Here is a 19,073-nt window from a genome sequence, read left to right as displayed (position 1 = left end):
CTTAAATTCTATATCATAAGTTACTCTAATTTTGCCCATAGAAAAATCCCCTCCATAGTAAACAGATTAATGTGCTTTCTTTTTACTGTCTACTATAAGGGGATCATATCAAACCGAAGTGTCTTTTTTTATTTTAGTGATACCCTTTAGCAGAGTCTTTATGAATTTTATTTTTAAAGATACTGTAGCTCCAAAGCTGATATCCAATAACGATTGGTACCATGACCATTGCAACGAAGAACATAATCTTTAAGTTTAATTGACTACCAGCTGCGTTGTATAACGTTGTACTGTATGCATCGTTAATACGAGATGGTAACATTCTTGGGAACATACCTGCAAAGCCAGTTGTCATAAACATTGCGATTGTTAGGCAAACGAATGTGAATGCAAGGCCAATTTTATGTTTGTACACCATAATAAGTGCGAGTACACTCATTAACATTGCAAGTACTGGAAGAATGAATAGTACCGGATATTCCGTAAAGTTTTGGAACAAGTTTGTCCGATTAGCAGTTGCTACATAGAAGATAGCTAAAATAATAGCTGCTGCCATTGAAAACGGTCTCGCGATTTTATAAGCACGGTCGGATACTTCACCAGTCGTTTTAATCATGACCCAAAGGGCACCGGATACGACAAATATAGCAGTGAAGAACAATCCTCCTAAAATACCGTAATGGTTTAATAAGCTAAGTAAATTTCCTTCATAACCATTTTTTCCGATTTGTAGTCCGTAATAAAGATTAGCGAACGTAACACCGAATAGGAAAGCAATTAAAAAACTCCCAATTGCAAATGCCCATTTACAAGTTTTTTGCCAAATCGGTGAATCATCTTTATGCATGAATTCCAGCCCAGCGGCACGAGCAAATAGTGCAAGTAATACTAAGAATAACGGTGTATAGAGATAACTAAACATATTTGCATATGTGACTGGGAAGGCAGCAAATGTTGCGCCACCAGCTGTAATTAACCATACTTCATTACCGCCCCAGAATGGACCAATTGCTTCTTGTAATTGATTTCGTTCTTGTCGATCTTTCGTAACGAAAGGGAAAATCATTCCGTTACCAAGTGCATACCCATCAAGAATGAAGTAAACTGTCCAAATCACGCCCCATAAACCAAACCAGATGATTGCAAGCATATCATGAGACATGAGCCACACCTCCCTCAGTAGCAGGTTCTTCTAATGCTGCAGGTCCTTTTTTCGCGAACTTCAGCATTAAGTATACGTCTGCAATTAAAAGTAAAGTGTAGAACAAAATTAAACTAATTAATGAGAACCAAATTTGTGGAACTGATATAGGCGATACAGATTCTGCTGTACGCATTAGTTTATATACTGTCCATGGTTGACGACCTACTTCAGCGACAATCCATCCTGCGTTAATCGCGATATAAGGAAGTAAGACAGACCATATTGTAATTTTTAAATAACGTTTTGAGTTTTCTAGTTTTCCTTTTCGGTTTAAATAGAAGCCGTACCAAGTTAATGCCATAAAGAACATACCAAGTGCAACCATTAAGCGGAAGCTATAATACACGAGGTTAACATTTGGACGTTCATCTTTCGGAATATCTTTTAAACCAACAATTTCGCCATCAAATGAGTTTGTATAGAAGAAGCTTCCGAGTTTTGGAATCGTAAGGAATTCAAAGTTCTTCTCATTTTTTACATCAGGAATTTGAACAATTGAGAAGCCTTGTCCTTTTCCAGTTTCCCAAACTGCTTCCATCGCAGCTCCTTTTGCTGGTTGATATTTAGCTGCTGATACACCAGATTGATGTCCCATAAACGGTGTAATTGTTGCGGCGAATAAACCTAGCATTAAACCAAACTTAAATGATTTTTTGAAGAATTCCACTTCGTTTTTACGTAATAAGTGATAGGCACTAATTGCCATAACGAAGAAAGCACCTACGATATAACAACCAATGACAGTATGGAAGAACATATTCCAAGCATATGGATTTGTAACGAGTGCCCAGAAGTCATTTAATTCAGCGCGGCCGTTACGTACTACGTAGCCAACAGGGTTTTGCATAAAGCCGTTTGCTGTAATAATCCAAAGTGCGGAAATATTTGTTCCAAGTGCAACCATCCACATACAGAAGGCACGGAACTTTGGTGAAATTTTGTCTTTACCGAATAACCATATTCCCATGAAAGTAGATTCTAAGAAGAAGGCAACAAGTGCTTCAATTGCGAGAGGTGATCCGAAAATATCTCCCATATATTTGGAGTACTCAGACCAGTTTGTTCCAAATTGGAATTCCATCGTAATCCCGGTTATAATCCCCATTACGAAGTTAATTGTAAATAATTTACCCCAGAAATTTGCCATTTTACGGTATGTTGGATTCAATGTGCGGGCGTATTGAGTTTCCATACATGCTACTAAAATGACAAGTCCGATTGTCAAAGGTACAAATAAAAAGTGATAAAAAATAGTAATTGCAAATTGAAAACGACTCAGTAACAGAACGTCGGACATAATGAATATTCACTCCTTTTTTACATTATCTACAATCAGTTTATAGTGAAAATACGTTTGAAATAGAGGGGACTTGTTACAAAGGTGTGTGTATATTTTGAAAGAATTATGTCGATTATCTGAAAATATCCTATTTTTACTATAAAGCGATATCCTTTTTGAGTTTTTCATATTTTGGTACACTATATAAGTAATGTAAATGAGAGAAAAGAGGGTTTTTTACTATGAAGTCATTAGAAGAGATTTTACAATACAATGAAAAATTTGTTGAAGAGAAAAGATACGAAGAGTATGAAACGGGAAAATTCCCGAATAAAAAAATGGTAATTATCTCTTGTATGGATACTCGTCTTGTTGAATTATTACCAAAAGCAATGAATATGCGTAACGGTGATGTGAAAATTATTAAAGTAGCAGGAGCTGTTATCTCACATCCATTCGGAAGTATTATGCGTAGTATTTTAGTTGCTGTATATGAACTTGGTGCTGATGAAGTTTGTGTAGTTGGTCACCACGATTGCGGTATGGCAAAAATTCAGGCAAGCAGTACAATTGAGAAGATGAAAGAGCGCGGTATAACAAATGAGAAATTAGATACACTCCGTTATTCTGGAATCGATTTAGAAAGATTCCTACAAGGGTTCTCTAGTGTAGAAGAAAGTGTAGAACATAGTGTATCAATACTTCGCAACCATCCATTACTTCCAGAAGAAGTACCTGTTCACGGTCTTGTTATAGATCCTGATACAGGAAAATTAGATTTAGTTGTGAATGGTTACGACAATTAAGAATTTACTTTGTCATCCTTTTTATCTGGGACAGGATCAAATCCTCCCGGGTGGAAAGGGTGACATTTTAATATACGCTTACAAGTAAGCCAAAAACCTTTGAGTGCACCATGTTTTTGAAACGCCTCTAATCCGTAATGAGAACAAGTTGGATAAAAGCGGCATGTTGGTGGTGTCATCGGAGAAATGAACTTTTGATAAAAGCGTATAATCCCAATAAAAATCTGTTTCATAATGGTCTCCTTTTCAGCATACTCTTAAAGTATTATAGCACGACTGTACATAATACTTTACTAATGTGCATTTCCGTTATATCATATTGGATATAACGGAATTAAATTAAAAGCGGGAGAGATGTTGTATGCCATCAGTAGAAAGCTTTGAATTAGATCATACGATTGTAAAGGCACCTTATGTAAGACATTGCGGAGTTCACAATGTAGGTAGTGACGGTATTGTAAATAAATTTGATATTCGTTTCTGCCAACCGAATAAACAAGCAATGAAACCAGATGTTATTCATACGTTAGAGCATTTATTAGCATTTAATTTACGTAAATATATTGATCGTTATCCGCATTTTGATATTATCGATATTTCACCGATGGGCTGCCAAACAGGATATTATCTTGTAGTGAGCGGAACACCGACAGTTCGAGAAATCATTGATTTATTAGAACTAACATTAAAAGATGCGGTTCAAATTACAGAAATTCCGGCTGCAAATGAAACGCAATGTGGTCAAGCGAAGCTTCATGACTTAGAAGGAGCACAACGCTTAATGAACTTCTGGCTAAGCCAAGATAAAGATGAACTTGAGAAAGTGTTTGGATAAAGAAAAACTGCCTGTTAAAGGGCAGTTTTTTTATTTGTAAAACAGGAGTTTTTTGTGTGAATGGAGTATTGACTTTAACGTATACGTCAAAGTTTATAGTGAAGATAAATAAGGCGTGAGGAGGAAACGATGGATAAGTATAGCATTGGTGAAATTTCAAAAGAAACGAATGTAACGACGAGAACACTTAGATATTATGAGGAAATTGGATTATTAAAACCGTCGTACGTTGCTGAGTCAGGATATCGTTACTATTCAAAAGATGATGTAATTACATTGCAACAAATAACAACGTTTAAAAAGCTTGGTTTTAAGCTTTCGGAAATAAAAAAAGTGTTAAAAGAGGAAAAGGGGAATTCAGAAGAAAGATGGAAAAGTGCAATTCAAAATGAAATTCAAACAATACAAGCGGAAGTAAAAAGATTAAAGGACTTAGAAAAACTATTATATACAGCATTTCATTCCATTGAATTAACAGGAGAGCTTAAAACAGAAGATTTAATGTTATTCATAAAATCAGTACAGGGAATTGAGCAGAGAGAAAATTTCCGACAAAAATATTTTACGGAGGAAGAACAGAAGGTTATAGAGGATTTACCAACACTTGAAGAAAACGATGAAAGAACAAAAGAATGGTTACAAGTATTAAGAGAAATTCGTCAGCGTATAAATGAACCAGTAGATTCACCGGAAATTCAAATGTTAGCGGAAAGGGTAGTGGCTTTTTCAATGCACGTATTTCATGAAGATGAACAATTAATAAATAAGTATTGGGATTTAATTAAACCTGAAGAGGGAGAGATTGCAAGAGTATACGGACTTGATTTAGAAACGATGAATTATATAGAAAAGATGATAGATTGTTATTTAAAAAAGGAGGAGGGTAAATGACTGGCGCGGGAAAAGAGAAGCTATATGGAATTAAGCATGCGCGGATGGAGAGGCAATATTTTTATAAGCATCTGGGGATTTTCATTTTTGCACAGATTCTATTTATTTTTATAGTAGGGCTTGTACCAGCTCAAGAGTTGCCAAGCGGTTCCTATTTCCTTCATATGAAAGAGTGAATTTTAAATAAACAAATTGGATTTTATAAAAATGAAACGATTAATACGATTACAAGTGTCTGGACATCAGTGCTTATTATTCATTTTATATGGGCGATGTCTTACATTCTTTTTCCGAAAAAGAAGCGTAATTCTTCGAAACAAGAAACAAGAGAAGAGATAAAAGAAGAAGTGAAAAAGAAAAAGGAGATTAGCATAAATAGGGCGTGGATGTATTTAGTATTTGGGGGCTTAATTGAAATATATTGGGCGACAGGATTAAAAACAAATTCAATGAGTATTTTGACACTCATTGCAATTTTAGTGAGCTTTCAACTACTAATTGAAGCAACTAAAAAAATTCCAATTGGTACGGCATATGCAGTATTTACTGGAATTGGTACAGTTGGAACGATATTGGTAGATATTTTATATTTCAAAGAACCATTTTCGCTCATCAAAATTTTCCTCGTTTGCTTATTGGCACTATTTATTATCGGATTGAAATTTAGTGGGAATAAGGAAGAGGTGAAATAAAGTGGCATGGATCTATTTAATTATAGCTGGGCTCTTTGAAATTGTCGGTGTAATTGGGATAAAGAAAGTAGCAAAAAATAATAGTTGGACGAATAATATTATTTTAATAGGTGGTTTTATTATTAGTTTTCAATTTTTAACGATGGCGCTTCAAGAAATTCAGTTATCGATCGCATATGCAGTTTGGACTGGAATCGGAACGCTCGGGGCAGCAGTTGTCGGTATTTTATTTTTTCAAGAACCTAAAAACGCTTTTCGGATTATTTGTATTGTTGGGATTATGGGGACGATTATTGGATTGAAAGTAGTGAGTTAAAGAAGAGCACACAAGCTCTTCTTTTTTATGGAAGTATGTCAGAAATCCCAACGAAGAAAGTGATTATCCCAACTATAAAACAAAAGATAGCTTTCGATTTTTGCTTTTGTTGTATTTCAGCAACTCCCGAAAGAATAAATGTGATGCTTAAAAGGATAAATACATAAGAGAAAAGAATAGAAATTCGTGTAAAAAGACTAAAAAAAGCAAGAATAAAAGCAATAGCAGATAGTAAGATTCGAAGGTTTGTTAGCATAGTATCCTCCAATTTATTAACTGTTTAAAAAATCCAAATTAGTGAGAGGTAATGGTCAGTAGGTGATTGGAAATTACATGTTATCTTTAGTGAAAGTAGTTCGATATTACAATGAAGAGCATAAGACTAGAAACGAAAAAATGCGAGATACCCATTGATTTTCTTCCGGATTTCAGTTCATTAATTCCTAGAAGAATAAAGAAACAACTGAGAGCAAATTGCATGTATGGGAGAAGTGTGAAGTTGTCGGTAGCAAGAGAATAAGTGCAAAGAGAGAGTGTGAGAAGCATGAAAAAATAGCGTAATCCAGTTAGCATTGTATACCTCCTTTAAAGGGACTATTTATCGAAATATTTCTGAGAAGCCAAGAAATAAAGCACCAGCTCCTGCTAACAGAGCAAGTATACTACCACCTTTTTGCTGCTTTAAGATTTCCTCTATACTAATAACGAAAGCCATCATCCCTAAAAAGATGAACATATAAGGCATAATTTCTCTATTACTAGTAAAGAAACTATAGATTGCTATACATAAAGCAATAAGTGATAAAGTAATCCGTACTCCTTTTAGCATGCATGTACCTCCTTTTATTTTATATAGCTAATGATGAGAACAATCCAAATGAAAGCACCGGAAATAATACAAATAAGCCCAGTTGCTGCCTCCTTTTTCTTTATTTGTTCAAATGCGATGAGAAACATTAAAGCCCCTAATAGAAATTGTGAAAGAGGTAGAAAATTATTTTGACCTGTATATAATCCAATTGCCGACATAACGAACACAGTGAGTGCGATTGTGATGCGGAGTATACGAAGCATATTAGGAATTCTCCTTATTCTTTTTTGTATAAGGATTATCTTCTAGTTTATCGACGTAATGTTTATAAGCATAGCCTTTATTAATTGTCATGATGGAGAGTACGAGGATGATTAGGACGATGATAATACCGATAATTAATATTTTGAACATAAAACCCCTCCTTTTCTTTATTTTACATAATTTTGTAATTGATGAAAACAATAGAAAATAAAAGGATGAAAGAAGGGTGTTACATGGAAACGAAAAAAACATATTATATATCAATAGGAAATGGTCAAATTTCACAAGTGAAGACGGCGGATACGTATAATTTTGAAATTTATGCAAATGATGAGGAAATTACGGAATTAAGAGAGCACTTCGATCAAGCATATGTAGAAGATTTAGGTTCATTTGTACGCTCCCACGTTCCATTTGTTGAGTATCATCACGATTCAAATAATGACCGATATGATGAACAACTACAAAAAGCATATAAAATGATTTACGATTTAGGAAATCATGAGACGAAAGAATTAGTCGCGCAAATGGGAATAATCAATGGATTGTAATTGGATAATATTATGCAGAAAAGCGAGAATATGCTACAATTTGTGGTAGGAAAAACTTGTAACCATCAATAGGGGAGTAATGGCATGTACAAATTTAAAGATTATTACCACAACACTGTACAATTATCGTTTGAACGTTATCCATTTTCTCCTGAGCCAAAGCATGTTTGGGTTGTATGCCGGTACGGGGATCAATGGTTATTAACACATCATTTACGTCGTGGTCTTGAATTTCCAGGTGGTAAAGTAGAACTAGGGGAAACACCGGAAGAAGCGGCAGTTCGAGAGGTTCATGAAGAAACTGGCGGCATAGTTTCTGATTTAACTTACTTAGGACAATATAAAGTATCTGGAAAAGACAAAATAATCATTAAAAACATTTATTTTGCAACAATTAGTGCGGTAGAAGAACATACGCATTACGAAGAAACGAAAGGGTCTGTTTTATTAAAAGACATTCCTGACAACATTAAAACGAACAGAAAATTTAGCTTTATAATGCGCGATGACGTATTAGCGCGTACGATGAAACATATAGAAGAAATCGGCTGTTTTACGAAGTAAAGTAGCCGGTTTCTTTTTTTGTATGTAATAATAAATGTAAATATATCTTTATGTTATTTTTGGGTATATTATACAATTTTGCGAAGGTATACTTACATTTTAGGAGGGGGAAGATGGATAAAAGAAAAGAAACGACTGTTACTGTTTCGATGGTTAAATTAAACTTTTCTTTATTTTTTATAATAATTGCTTTGTCGTTTGGAATAGGTTATTTGCATATATTTCTTTCAGGTGGGGTTCAAGTTGAAGTTACATTATTAACGATGTTTCTGTTTATTATTGCAATGATTGTTCTCGTCTGTATTCATGAAGCGATACATTTAATAGGATTTCGCTATATCGGAGGTATTCCGTGGAGTGAACTAAAATGGGGCGTTAATTGGAAATTAGGTGTTGCATATGCTCATTCTAAACAGGCGGTTACAGTAAAGCAAATGAAGAAAGTGTTAATGCTTCCGTTTTTACCAACTGGAATTTTGCCAATTGTATTGGGATTAGCTATGAATCTGGAGCCACTCTCATTTTTAGGAATTCTACTAACAGCAGGTTGTATCGGTGACATTGCCTTATATCAAAAAGTTTCAAAGTTTCCAGATGATGCGCTAGTAAAAGATCATCCGAGTAAACCACAGTTTACAGTATATGAATAAAGAAAGAGGAGGCGTTTTTGAGCAACGGCCTCCTCTTATTATGGTCACTTTTTGTTGGTAAATCGCTGATATAATTTATTTGCTATTATTGTATTTTTATCTCTACCTCTAAAAATGAAAGAACCTCTAATAAATCATCTACGATACGTGAATGCTTAAAATCACCCCAAAACGAATCTTTTTTCCAAACACCAAGAATCCCTACTTGTTCAGAACCAAGCACATCGTTTTCTGGATGATCTCCAACATAAAGACATTCTTCTGCCTTAACATCTAGTCTTTGCAAAGCACGTTCGAAAATTTCAGGGTGAGGTTTTTTAATTCCTTCAGTTTCTGAAACGAGAATGGTGTTTGTATACGTATGTATATGTAGTGCTCGAAGGTTGCTCATCTGAAATTCAGTAAAACCATTTGTGATAATACCAATTTTAATGTTTCGCTGTTTTAACTGTTGAAGTAGTTCATGCGTGTTTTTGAAAGAAATACAATGATGTTGGAAGTTTGTAATATAGTCGTGTAGCAGTTGCTCTTGCGTTAAAGTAGTAATGTTGTATTCGGAAAGGAGAGTAGCATACACTTTACCCTTCCACGTATAGCCATTATTATCAAGTTCAAGAAATCGAGAACAATACTCGGATTTTTCTATGCCCATCAAATGTGAGGCGAAGCGATTATATTGGTCACAAATAAATTGTTCTAAAGATTGGCGCCGATCTAATAGTGTGCCATCTAAGTCGAATAAGATTGCACGAATCATGGGAAACCTCCTTGCAGTTTTTATAATTAATTATCGCATATTCACAAAAAAATGATTATGATATTTTGTAGAATGGAATAATGGGGGATTGTATGAAGAAACTGTATGGCAAGTTAATGTGTTGTATGATAGCAAGCAGTTTAGTTGCAGGATGCGATAGTGCTATTGAGGTTACGAAAGAAAAAGAAATTTGTAAAACAGAAGAAGAGTGCACGCAAATAGGAGATAAAACATTACAAAAAGTATATAAAAAGATAGAGGGACTTTCAGAACTTGAAAAAGTAGAGGATTATGACATAGAAGAGTATGAAAGTATGAATATGAAAGAGGCGGAACAGAAAAAAGAAGAGGATGACAATTATTTCTTTTTAGCTTCTTATTATATCGATGATGATGAAATTGTAGATCCTTATTTTGAGAAATTGGATCGTAAGAGATTGAATAAAGCTTTTGCAGATGACGAAGTAGCAAAAGATGATTTGTTAAGCCAGCGGCAAGATAGAGAGTATCATGAAACTTTATGGGACATGTATCGCACTCTCATTCCAGTGAAATATCGTGAGAATATAACAGGGTTTGATCTAATAACGGATGGTTATGATGGCGTTGTTGCTCATGTCATGCCAAGTATGGATGACCCGAGAGATTGGTTGCTTAGTTTAGACGTGCTCGATTCTGGGGTGAATATAGATGAAGTGATGAAAACATTAATTCATGAAACGGCTCACGTATTAACGATTGGGCATAAACAAGTACCAGTGGATAGGAAATATTTAGAGGCGTTTGATGAAGAGAAAGACATTTCATCATATCGAAATAAATGTAAAACGGTGTTCTTGAAAAATGGATGTGCGAGAAAAACTTCGTATATTAACCAATTTTATAATGAATTTTGGAAACCAATTGAACAAGAGTGGACAGAAAAGCAAGTAGAAGAAAGTGAAGAGGCACAAATTAAATTTTATAAAGAAAAGCATGATGAGTTTGTATCGCTGTATGGAACAACAAATGTAACGGAAGATATCGCAGATACATTTACAGCGTTCATTTTACAAGATTCAAAAAAAGTGAAAGAAGGAACAGAGTTAAAATATAAGAAAATTGCTTTCTTCCATCAGTTCCCTGAGCTTGTAAAAATGAGAGCGGAAGTGCTGTCAGGATTATATGATGTTTCGAAAACGATAGAACAACAAAGTGGAGACTAATGTGAGTTATGCGTTCGATATAGTTTCGTTAAAGTAAAGCGTGAAGAATTTTTAATTCTTTACGTTTTTTCATGTTGATAAAATTGAAAATTCTGTATTTTTATCGAAAAGAAGAAGGAACTGGCGGTATAAAATAGAATTAGTATAAAAATGTCACAATTTAGACACAATTATAATGCGCGTGTTGTAGGGACTATAAGTTTACTCTCGAGGAGGTAATGAAACGTATGAAAACGATTCTTGCTGTTGCTGGTCTCATTTGGGTAATGTCTCACGGTTTTCCGATTTTTGAAGGGGAGCAAATTCGTAGTGCTTTGAATGAAAAGTTTAATGATTATCATGTGATAGATCGAAAAGATAATGTCGTTACAGTACGTGTGAAAGACTGTTTTCATACAGTTACGGTTGCGGATGGAAACATTACAAATGAAACGAAAATGTGTGATAAAAGGTAAAAGAAAGAAGCTGACTATAGCGCACTGTTTTGAGTCAGCTTCTTTTTCTTTTTCCAATTAGAATTTTTTCAAATGCCTCGACAAATACATACATAAGAGTTGCAAGAACACATGTGAGTAGTACGCTAAGTAAGACGAGTGTGAAGTTAAAGACTTGGAATCCGTAGCTAATTAAGTAGCCAAGTCCTTGTTTGGAAACGAGAAGTTCTCCGAAAATAACACCGACCCAGGATAAACCAACGTTTACTTTTAACGTTGAGATAATTGCTGGAAAGGATGCAGGGAGAACGACTTGCTTATAACATTGCCATTTATTTGCGCCAAATGTGTCCATCACTTTTATATAGTTAGAATCGACTTCTTGAAACGCACTGTAAATAACGAGAATGGTAATGATGATGGAAATGATTACTCCCATTGCGATAGAAGATGAAATGTTTGGACCGAAAATAACGATGATGATTGGACCGAGTGCAACTTTTGGCATTGCATTTAGGACGACGAGATAAGGATCAAGTACGCGGGCTAGAAGTGGCATCCACCAAAGAAACGTTGCAATAATAGCACCAAGTACTGTTCCGAGAATGAAGCCTACTCCCGTTTCCAGCAATGTCGTCCATATGTGGACCCAAAGTGAACCGTCGATCCATTTCGTTAAGAAGAGATCCCAAATACTTGAAGGAGAGCTAAAGAGTAAAGGATCAATCCATTCTCTTTTGCTAGATATTTCCCATAGTGCAAAGAAAAGAATAAGTAGTAAAAGTTGTAGAGAGCGAGCAATCCAAGCACGCCTACGTTCTTTCTTTCGAAACTGTTCATGTAGTTGTTTTATATTATCCAAGTCGTTCCAGCTCCTTCCATATATCTTGAAAGAGGGCTGGGAAATCGTAGTGATGGCGTGCTTCTAACGGTGATAAAGAACGGATACTTTCCGGGACGATAAAGGTTTTTGCGATTTTTCCAGGATTCGCTTGCAGTAAATAAATACGATCACTCATCGCGATCGCTTCTTCAATATCGTGAGTAACAAGTAGTGATGTTTTCTTATATTTATTTAGCAAGTTGAAAACGAGTTCTTCTAGTTTTAATTTCGTTTGATAATCGAGTGCGGAGAATGGTTCATCTAGTAATAAAATTTTTGGATCAGTCGCTAATGTTCGAACGAGAGCGGCACGTTGACGCATACCGCCGGATAGTTCACGAGGATATTGTCCTTCTACCCCATGTAGACCGACTTGTTTTAAAAGATTTAAAGTATGTTCTTTCATCTGTTCATCATAAATCTTTCGAATATGAAGTCCAAGCATAATATTTTCTTCAATCGTTTTCCAAGGGAATAAGTAATCTTGTTGCAACATATATCCCATAGATGAAGTTTTCGTTGTAATCGGTTCACCATCTAAAAAGACGATACCGTCAATTGGATCAAGTAGCCCAGCAATGATTGAGAGGAGTGTTGTTTTACCACAACCACTTGGACCGAGTATAGAAATAAATTCGCCTTCTTCCACTTGTAAGCTCATATCTTCGAGAATAAGTTTGGCATTCTCTTTTGCAAAAAAGCAGTGAGAAACGTTACGTATTTGTAAAAAACTCATACACTTCGCCTCTATTTCTTAATAACGCTTTCGGCAATTTTTGTATTGACGAGCGCTTCATGTGGAACTTCTTTTTGTAATTCGCCAGCGTCTTTCATAATAGTTTGGAGCTGTTTCCATTCTTCCGCATCTAGTAGTGGATTTGTCGCATAAGAATGCTGTTTTTTATACCGTTCAATTACTTGTATTGTTATGTCTTTTGAAGTGTCTTTAAATAGCGGAGAAACAGCATCAGCAATCTCTTCTGGGCTATGTGTATCAACCCATTGCTGTGCTTTATAGAGCGCACGTGTGAACTTTTCAGCAGCAGCTTTATCTTTCTTTAAGAAACTTTCTTTTGCCATGAACGTTGTATAAGGAACAGTACCAGATTCATTTCCGAATGAAGCGACGATATAACCTTTACCTTCTTTCTCAAGTATACTTGCAGTCGGTTCAAAGAGCTGCACAAACTCTCCAGTACCAGATGCGAAGGCATTTGCAATATTAGCAAACTCGATATTTTGAATTAAGTTTGTATCTTTATGAGGATCAATGCCATTTTTCTTTAAAACGTATTCCCCAACCATTTGCGGCATGCCGCCTTTACGCTGTCCTAAAAATGTAACACCTTTTACGTCATTCCAATTAAAAGAGTCTAGTTTTTTACGTGAAACTAAAAATGTCCCATCTGTTTGTGTAAGCTGTGCAAAGTTAATGATAGGGTCTTTCGCTCCTTGTTGATGAACGTAAATAGACGTTTCAGAACCGACGAGAGCAATATCAATTCCGCCAGATAATAGGGCGGTCATCGTTTTATCGCCACCGGCTGTTGTTTGTAGGTCAATATCTAGTCCTTCATCTTTAAAAAATCCTTTTTCAATCCCGACATATAACGGGGCGTAGAAGAGAGAATGGGTAACTTCGCCGACACGAATGTTTTGAGTTTGTTCTTTCGTACCTTCTTTTTTATTACTACAAGCAGCAAAAGTAAAAACAGCTAGTAACATGATGCAAAAAATCGCGATTAATTTTTTCACTATATAACACCTCCTAGAAGTCACTCTACAAGCATGATATGTAGGTAAGTGCCTATATGTGAGTGTAGATAGCAGGAATTTTTTGGATGGTAAAGAAGTACAAATATAAGGGGTGATAAAATGGAGTACGAATACGATGATAGCGTACATTTACATCTTGATTATTTTGGGACAGAATGCGACATGGAATCGATTGCTTATAAGAGGAAGAATGAAGACGTATGGGATGTGTATTTTAATTTTGGAGTATACGGTATTCAGAAAGACGATGTAGAGTTAGGGAGGTTTATGGACGAATATGCTGGTCATTACGTTTTTTCTGTACATGCTCGCGATCTTAGCTGGGAATTTGGAAGTGCCCAGTTTGAAGAGTGGGTTTTGAAAAATCGGATAGTAGAAAAAACGCTACAAAAATAGGAGGAATTTTGTGATTGGATTTCTCATCTTATTATTTATTTTTGTGGCCGGATTTTTTATCATGCAAATGCTTATTTACCGATTTGCCAAGAAAAACATTCATAAATATATGAAAATAAAATGGTTTCATATGTGGCTACATATGAATATGAAAAAAGGTCCGAGATTAGATTTTTTTGATTTTGTAGTTATAGTACTCGTATGTATCGTATGGAAAATATGGCTGCTTCCTTTTATATAATACACATGCTAATCATTTTCTCTTTTATCATAAAATAACGAAAAGAACCTGTCTTGTGGCAGGTTCTTTTCGTTATAGTAATAGTTGTTAAAAACTTGTATTTATACGTAAAGTAGCACTTGTAAAAATGATTTTGGAATATGAATTTTTTCATGTATTCATATCATAAATCTTGTCTTTCTAAGTATAAGTTTTATTTTAATATAATAAAATGAATATATAAGACGAATTTTGACAAAAGAATATATATACTTTTGTTATGCTATGAAAGTTATTAATTTGTAATATATATAGGATGATTTTTTCATGTAAAAAAAAGTATTATTTTCTGTACTTATGGGCTTATATGTAATTGCTTTAAGTGCTTGTAAAAGGTGAGGAAGAAAAAGTAAAAGCAACAACAGATGAGCAAAAAATAGAAGAAGATAAAAAAGTGGCAGAGGAAGAAAAACGTAAGCAAGAAGAACAGCAAAAAGCAGAGGAAGAAAAGCGTAAGCAAGAAGAGCGACGAAAACAAGAGCAACAGAAAGCTCAGCAACAACCTGTACAACAAGAGAGAACACAAAAGCAAGAAAATACAAAACAAACAACGGGCGGGAAACCAACACGATCACAAATTTCAGTTGGTTCACATGTAGTTATCCAATTAGATAATGATTATAGTAAAACAGTGAGTGGTGTTGTGAAAGATATTTTGATAAATACAGAAACACATACATATGGAATTAAAGTGCGATTACAGAATGGACAAATGGGCCGTGTGCAAAGTGTTGGGTAATAAGAAAGAGGTCGGCCACAGATGGCCGACCTCTTTCTTATTATGCTTGGTTAGTGCGGAAGAATGGAAGCTTCTGCGCAATGTGAATTAATCCGTATGCAAGAATTAAGCACATAAGAGGATTAATGAAAAATCCGTAGCGGTTAATTGCTAAGAATAAGTTTGAGAAGATAATGTAAATAATAGAACTTGCTACTAGCATCATAACGCGTTTATGTTTAAATGAATTTAGCATGAGGCAGAAGCTGCTCAAGAATGTACCAATGATAAACACTCTATGACATAGTTGCATAAAATTATGAATACGGTATTGGTCTACAGCAGGAGCTGTTTTGAATAACTCAATTGTTTTACCGACAGTGAACCAAGAGAACCAATAAGTGAAGTCCGTCTTAAATCCATTCTTGATTAATTCCTTTGCGTATGCACCTTTGTCATCTAAGCCTTTAGCTCTCATTTCATTTACTATATTTTCATAGCCAATTTTATTGAATGGATCTGCACCGGCAATCAGTGGATCTGCACCTTGGGTTGAGAATAAAATAAATTGGTTGAGCGCTAAATAGTTACGAACAACCCATGCGCCAATAATCAAGAACGGTCCGATAAACCATAACAATCCGATTCGAATGGAGTCTTTAAATCCATATGTAAATAACACAACAAGAACAGGAATGAGCATCATTGGAGCTGGATTTGGACGGAACATAAGTAAAATTGAAACGACAATTCCAAACCATATATGGAATTTCGTTTTATTGTATTTCCATGCGAGAACAAATACATATACACATAATGCCAATAAGAATATGGATGGAACTTCTGTTAGCAATGTACGGAAGTATGTATAGTTACTTGGATAAATAGCATATAAAATACTTGCAACAATTCCATAAATGTTTTTTTCGAACAATTCTTTTCCTATTAAGAATACTAATAGCACTGTGCAAAGGTTCATGATCATGTTAATAACAGTTGCTACGTAATAGTAAGGAATTGATGTAATATCAGAAATAATCATAGCGCCAGCTAATAGTAATGGCTGACCTGGTGTGATATATGCATTTTTCCCTGGAACTTCACTAGGTTCTAAATACACATAACCAAATACACCATGTTTTAATAGTTGTTCAGCTGTTAACGAATAGTTAAAGGCATCATTTGCACCATATGTTACTTTGACTAACTCTCCATCTAATCCTGGCTGTTTTACTAAACAAAAAACGTGCAACAGGAAAGAAAGCGCCAAAATTGCATATACCGCTTTAGGCAAACTCTTAAACTTAGTAAGCAAAAATGAGCAACTCCTTTTTTATTAATTCTTTCGTATTTTTATGTGAAATCTTTAATAGTATTAAGGATTTCCAAAACATAGTTATTATATCATAAAGTAGAATATCAAAATTAAGTTTTTCAAGAATGAGTAATTTGTATGTCACAATTTAACTGTTGATTAAGGGAATATTAAGACAATACATTTATAATAGAAGCAAGTATACAGACGAAATATGTAATATATGTTATTTTAATAGAAATAGTTCTTTCGATGCGGGGGAAATTAAGACATAGAAACGAGGGAATGAATTGAAGTATGGTTCTACACTTTTTCATCTTCCGAAAAGAAGTATATTAATTTCTAGCATTATAAGTAGTATGGTGACTTTATTAGTAATAACTATGCTGTTTATGATTTTAAAGGTTTTTAATTTAGACATGATGAAAGATCATTTAAATCAAAAGCTTGTTTTAAGTGTTATGATGATTTTCATATGGGGCATAACATTTTATATTACGCATTTCAATAAAAAAGAGATGTCTATACCTAGGGTATCCCTGCGAGTGCATTTTATATTATTTTTGCTAGCTCATGCAGTAGCATTATTTTATATTGTAATGCAAGTTAATATGAGTTTCATAGAGACAATGAATTGGATTTACATTTATAATATGCAGTTTATATTAAGTTTTGTAGTAATTTATGCAATATATATTCTTGTATATAATTTAATAGGTAAGGTTTTTCTAAGTATGGTTTTATCTAGCTGTACGTTAGTCATTTTAGGTATTGTGAATTATTTGAAGCTTATTTTCAGAGGGGATCCGTTATATCCTTCTGATTTCACACAAATTACGCATATGCAATCTGTTATACCGATGGTGATGGACTATTTTAGCTGGAGTTATATTTTAATCATTATCGTAAGTATCGTGGCTTGTATTGTAGCAGGGATATATATGAGAAGGTATATTCAAAATGTAAAGATTCATCTAGGAATAAGAGCCTTATTAGTAGTAGGATCTATTTTTGTTCTATATGCGTACGGTAATTTTGCGAATACATTTATGAATAAAGTATTTCAAAAATCAGGTGTAGATTTTGTTTTGTGGAATCAAAATGAGAACTATGCTTCAAATGGTTTTGTACTGGGGTTTATTAGCAATTTAGATACAACAGTTATGGAAAAACCAAAAAATTATTCTAAAGAAAATATGCTTCAAATAGCAAACGATATAAAAAAACAATATAGTGGAAATATAGGGAACGAAAAGAAAAAAGAGAAACCGAATATTATTTTTGTAATGAGTGAATCGTTTTGGGATCCGACGAAAGTAACCAACCTTTCTTTTAGTGAAGATCCTGTACCAAATTTACATCATTATATAGAAAACTTTCCTGGTGGACAAACTATTTCTCCTACATTTGGGGGAAATACGGCGAACGTTGAATTTGAGGCATTAACGAGTTATTCAATGAGTTTGTTAAAGCCAGGTTCTATACCATATCAGCAGGTTATTACAAATAAGAAAGAAATTCCATCAATCCCGACGGCTTTGAAAAAAGAAGGCTATTACACAAGTGCAATTCATTCATTTGGACGCACATTCTTTAAACGTGATGATGTATATAAGGTGTTAGGATTTGATAAGTTTAATGCAGAGGACACGATGGAAAATGTGGATATTGATGGAGATTATATTAGTGATTTAGCGATGAGTGAAGAGATAATTGCTGAGTTAGAGAAACAAAAACAACCTACATTTATTCATGCAGTTACGATGCAAAATCATTTTCCATTTACAGAGGGCCGATTTGGTGAAAATCTAATAGAAATTAGCGGGCTAGAAAATGAAGAATCAAAGGGAGAATTAGAGACGTATACAGAAGGGTTAAGACGTTCAGATGAGGCTCTTCAATATTTAATAGAGCAACTAGATAATTTAGATAGACCTACATTATTAGTATTCTTTGGAGATCACCTTCCATCATTAGGAACAAATAAATCTTTTTATAAAGAAAATGGGTATATAACGAATGAAAAAACACCGAGTGAACGTTTAGCAATGGCGCAAACGCCGCTATTAATGTATGCAAACTTTGATATGCCAAATGATAATTTAGGTTTAGTAAGCCCAATTCATTTTTCTAATCTTATTTTTGATTATGCAGGATTAAATAAATCCTCATTTTATCAATTTTTATCGGGACTTTACAAGGAAATACCAGTGCTTAGAGATGAATTAAAAGTTGATAAAAATGGGGAAGTAATCAATGATTTAACAAAGAAACAAAAAGAAATGTTAGAGCAATATAAAATGCTTCAATATGATTTACTCGTTGGAAATCAATATAGCAAAGAAATCCTCTTTTAATAAAAGAAACAAAAAGAACTTGTATAACGATACAAGTTCTTTTTTCATAGTATTTAACGGGGTAACCAGACAAGCTGGGTTTAGGGAGT

Annotated in this window: 26 protein-coding genes and 1 pseudogene; 15 read left to right on the top strand and 12 right to left on the bottom strand. The window is 34.4% G+C overall.

Going from position 1 to position 19,073, the window contains the following annotated elements; genetic code table 11:
- Positions 1 to 133: 133 nt before the first annotated feature.
- Both cydB and cydA read right to left on the bottom strand, forming a co-directional pair.
- A complete protein-coding gene (cydB, locus tag MR167_RS19260) occupies positions 134 to 1,162 on the bottom strand; it encodes a cytochrome d ubiquinol oxidase subunit II (RefSeq protein ID WP_000017662.1) in 1,029 nt (342 codons plus the stop codon).
- The gene (gene cydA, locus MR167_RS19255) at positions 1,152 to 2,501 is read right to left on the bottom strand and encodes a cytochrome ubiquinol oxidase subunit I (protein ID WP_001286166.1); all 1,350 of its coding nucleotides are present in this window, start codon (positions 2,499 to 2,501) and stop codon (positions 1,152 to 1,154) included. The genes cydB and cydA overlap by 11 nt, the downstream gene beginning before the upstream one ends.
- A gap of 224 nt (positions 2,502 to 2,725) precedes the next feature.
- On the opposite strand from cydA, the gene MR167_RS19250 reads away from it, so the two are divergent.
- Positions 2,726 to 3,289 (top strand): beta-class carbonic anhydrase, encoded by a 564-nt coding sequence (locus MR167_RS19250; RefSeq protein ID WP_000838173.1) that lies wholly within the window; start codon positions 2,726 to 2,728, stop codon positions 3,287 to 3,289.
- On the opposite strand, the gene yidD is transcribed toward MR167_RS19250, so the two are convergent.
- Positions 3,286 to 3,522, bottom strand: a complete 237-nt coding sequence (gene yidD / locus MR167_RS19245) for a membrane protein insertion efficiency factor YidD (RefSeq protein WP_000809334.1) — start codon at positions 3,520 to 3,522, stop codon at positions 3,286 to 3,288. The two genes, MR167_RS19250 and yidD, sit on opposite strands and share 4 nt — an antisense overlap.
- A gap of 128 nt (positions 3,523 to 3,650) precedes the next feature.
- On the opposite strand from yidD, the gene luxS reads away from it, so the two are divergent.
- The 5 genes from luxS to MR167_RS19220 all read left to right on the top strand — a co-directional run bounded on the left by luxS (position 3,651) and on the right by MR167_RS19220 (position 6,023).
- Complete coding sequence (gene luxS, locus MR167_RS19240; RefSeq protein WP_001141371.1) at positions 3,651 to 4,124, top strand: S-ribosylhomocysteine lyase LuxS; 474 nt, start codon at positions 3,651 to 3,653, stop codon at positions 4,122 to 4,124.
- 129 nt (positions 4,125 to 4,253) lie between these two features.
- Positions 4,254 to 5,015 (top strand): MerR family transcriptional regulator, encoded by a 762-nt coding sequence (locus tag MR167_RS19235; RefSeq protein WP_000362242.1) that lies wholly within the window; start codon positions 4,254 to 4,256, stop codon positions 5,013 to 5,015.
- Positions 5,012 to 5,191 (top strand): hypothetical protein, encoded by a 180-nt coding sequence (locus tag MR167_RS33705; protein ID WP_242315259.1) that lies wholly within the window; start codon positions 5,012 to 5,014, stop codon positions 5,189 to 5,191. The genes MR167_RS19235 and MR167_RS33705 overlap by 4 nt, the downstream gene beginning before the upstream one ends.
- Positions 5,192 to 5,287: 96 nt before the next feature.
- Positions 5,288 to 5,707 carry a DMT family transporter gene (locus tag MR167_RS33700; protein WP_242315258.1) on the top strand — a complete coding sequence of 140 codons (420 nt, stop codon included), beginning with the start codon at positions 5,288 to 5,290 and terminating at the stop codon, positions 5,705 to 5,707.
- A 1-nt stretch (position 5,708) separates the two neighbouring features.
- Positions 5,709 to 6,023 carry a DMT family transporter gene (locus MR167_RS19220; protein WP_000312334.1) on the top strand — a complete coding sequence of 105 codons (315 nt, stop codon included), beginning with the start codon at positions 5,709 to 5,711 and terminating at the stop codon, positions 6,021 to 6,023.
- A gap of 25 nt (positions 6,024 to 6,048) precedes the next feature.
- On the opposite strand, the gene MR167_RS19215 is transcribed toward MR167_RS19220, so the two are convergent.
- From MR167_RS19215 to ytzI, 4 genes are all read right to left on the bottom strand, one after another.
- Positions 6,049 to 6,279, bottom strand: a complete 231-nt coding sequence (locus MR167_RS19215) for a DUF3953 domain-containing protein (protein ID WP_000957185.1) — start codon at positions 6,277 to 6,279, stop codon at positions 6,049 to 6,051.
- Positions 6,280 to 6,621: 342 nt separating this feature from the next.
- Positions 6,622 to 6,852 (bottom strand): DUF3953 domain-containing protein, encoded by a 231-nt coding sequence (locus MR167_RS19210; protein WP_000912056.1) that lies wholly within the window; start codon positions 6,850 to 6,852, stop codon positions 6,622 to 6,624.
- 14 nt (positions 6,853 to 6,866) lie between these two features.
- Positions 6,867 to 7,097: a DUF3953 domain-containing protein gene (locus tag MR167_RS19205; protein WP_000944462.1), complete on the bottom strand. Its 231-nt coding sequence runs from the start codon at positions 7,095 to 7,097 to the stop codon at positions 6,867 to 6,869.
- A 1-nt stretch (position 7,098) separates the two neighbouring features.
- On the bottom strand, positions 7,099 to 7,248 hold the full coding sequence (ytzI, locus tag MR167_RS19200; RefSeq protein ID WP_000472793.1) for a YtzI protein: 150 nt from the start codon (positions 7,246 to 7,248) through the stop codon (positions 7,099 to 7,101).
- Between the two features lie 83 nt (positions 7,249 to 7,331).
- Between ytzI and MR167_RS19195 the strand changes: the two genes are divergently transcribed.
- The 3 genes from MR167_RS19195 to MR167_RS19185 all read left to right on the top strand — a co-directional run bounded on the left by MR167_RS19195 (position 7,332) and on the right by MR167_RS19185 (position 8,863).
- Positions 7,332 to 7,649: a hypothetical protein gene (locus MR167_RS19195; RefSeq protein WP_000448411.1), complete on the top strand. Its 318-nt coding sequence runs from the start codon at positions 7,332 to 7,334 to the stop codon at positions 7,647 to 7,649.
- An 84-nt stretch (positions 7,650 to 7,733) separates the two neighbouring features.
- Positions 7,734 to 8,213, top strand: coding sequence for an antimutator 8-oxo-(dGTP/GTP)ase (mutTA, locus tag MR167_RS19190; RefSeq protein ID WP_000276385.1), 480 nt, complete (start codon positions 7,734 to 7,736; stop codon positions 8,211 to 8,213).
- Between the two features lie 113 nt (positions 8,214 to 8,326).
- Entirely contained in the window at positions 8,327 to 8,863 is a 537-nt protein-coding gene (locus tag MR167_RS19185; RefSeq protein ID WP_000361285.1) for a DUF3267 domain-containing protein, read from the top strand.
- Positions 8,864 to 8,948: 85 nt separating this feature from the next.
- Here the strand turns inward: MR167_RS19185 and MR167_RS19180 are convergent, their stop codons facing one another.
- Positions 8,949 to 9,620 carry an HAD family hydrolase gene (locus MR167_RS19180; RefSeq protein ID WP_000617247.1) on the bottom strand — a complete coding sequence of 224 codons (672 nt, stop codon included), beginning with the start codon at positions 9,618 to 9,620 and terminating at the stop codon, positions 8,949 to 8,951.
- Positions 9,621 to 9,712: 92 nt separating this feature from the next.
- On the opposite strand from MR167_RS19180, the gene MR167_RS19175 reads away from it, so the two are divergent.
- Both MR167_RS19175 and MR167_RS19170 read left to right on the top strand, forming a co-directional pair.
- Positions 9,713 to 10,825, top strand: a complete 1,113-nt coding sequence (locus MR167_RS19175) for a hypothetical protein (protein ID WP_000737816.1) — start codon at positions 9,713 to 9,715, stop codon at positions 10,823 to 10,825.
- A gap of 227 nt (positions 10,826 to 11,052) precedes the next feature.
- Positions 11,053 to 11,280, top strand: coding sequence for a hypothetical protein (locus tag MR167_RS19170; RefSeq protein ID WP_000849112.1), 228 nt, complete (start codon positions 11,053 to 11,055; stop codon positions 11,278 to 11,280).
- A 34-nt stretch (positions 11,281 to 11,314) separates the two neighbouring features.
- Here MR167_RS19170 and MR167_RS19165 read toward each other — a convergent pair whose 3' ends face one another.
- The 3 genes from MR167_RS19165 to MR167_RS19155 are packed head-to-tail and all read right to left on the bottom strand — an operon-like array spanning position 11,315 to position 13,897.
- Positions 11,315 to 12,121, bottom strand: a complete 807-nt coding sequence (locus MR167_RS19165) for an ABC transporter permease (protein WP_000368777.1) — start codon at positions 12,119 to 12,121, stop codon at positions 11,315 to 11,317.
- Positions 12,114 to 12,878 (bottom strand): ABC transporter ATP-binding protein, encoded by a 765-nt coding sequence (locus MR167_RS19160; RefSeq protein WP_000009025.1) that lies wholly within the window; start codon positions 12,876 to 12,878, stop codon positions 12,114 to 12,116. Before MR167_RS19160 ends, MR167_RS19165 begins: the two co-directional genes overlap by 8 nt.
- Positions 12,879 to 12,889: 11 nt before the next feature.
- Positions 12,890 to 13,897: an ABC transporter substrate-binding protein gene (locus tag MR167_RS19155; RefSeq protein WP_000733138.1), complete on the bottom strand. Its 1,008-nt coding sequence runs from the start codon at positions 13,895 to 13,897 to the stop codon at positions 12,890 to 12,892.
- 120 nt (positions 13,898 to 14,017) lie between these two features.
- On the opposite strand from MR167_RS19155, the gene MR167_RS19150 reads away from it, so the two are divergent.
- The 3 genes and pseudogenes from MR167_RS19150 to MR167_RS19140 all read left to right on the top strand — a co-directional run bounded on the left by MR167_RS19150 (position 14,018) and on the right by MR167_RS19140 (position 15,333).
- Positions 14,018 to 14,314 (top strand): DUF3986 family protein, encoded by a 297-nt coding sequence (locus tag MR167_RS19150; protein ID WP_000455579.1) that lies wholly within the window; start codon positions 14,018 to 14,020, stop codon positions 14,312 to 14,314.
- Between the two features lie 10 nt (positions 14,315 to 14,324).
- A complete protein-coding gene (locus tag MR167_RS19145) occupies positions 14,325 to 14,555 on the top strand; it encodes a hypothetical protein (RefSeq protein WP_000578979.1) in 231 nt (76 codons plus the stop codon).
- A gap of 336 nt (positions 14,556 to 14,891) precedes the next feature.
- Positions 14,892 to 15,333 (top strand): annotated as a pseudogene (locus tag MR167_RS19140) (DUF2196 domain-containing protein).
- 40 nt (positions 15,334 to 15,373) lie between these two features.
- Here the strand turns inward: MR167_RS19140 and MR167_RS19135 are convergent.
- Positions 15,374 to 16,627 (bottom strand): glycosyltransferase family 39 protein, encoded by a 1,254-nt coding sequence (locus tag MR167_RS19135; RefSeq protein WP_000956215.1) that lies wholly within the window; start codon positions 16,625 to 16,627, stop codon positions 15,374 to 15,376.
- Between the two features lie 290 nt (positions 16,628 to 16,917).
- Between MR167_RS19135 and MR167_RS19130 the strand changes: the two genes are divergently transcribed.
- Positions 16,918 to 18,984, top strand: a complete 2,067-nt coding sequence (locus MR167_RS19130; protein WP_086390926.1) for an LTA synthase family protein — start codon at positions 16,918 to 16,920, stop codon at positions 18,982 to 18,984.
- The last annotated feature ends 89 nt before the right edge of the window (positions 18,985 to 19,073 follow it).

Source organism: Bacillus cereus group sp. BfR-BA-01355, from assembly GCF_022663675.1.
In the GTDB taxonomy this organism is placed as follows: domain Bacteria; phylum Bacillota; class Bacilli; order Bacillales; family Bacillaceae_G; genus Bacillus_A; species Bacillus_A thuringiensis_S.
Note: the sequence above shows the minus strand (reverse complement) of the source record. Positions and strands in the feature narration are given on the sequence as shown.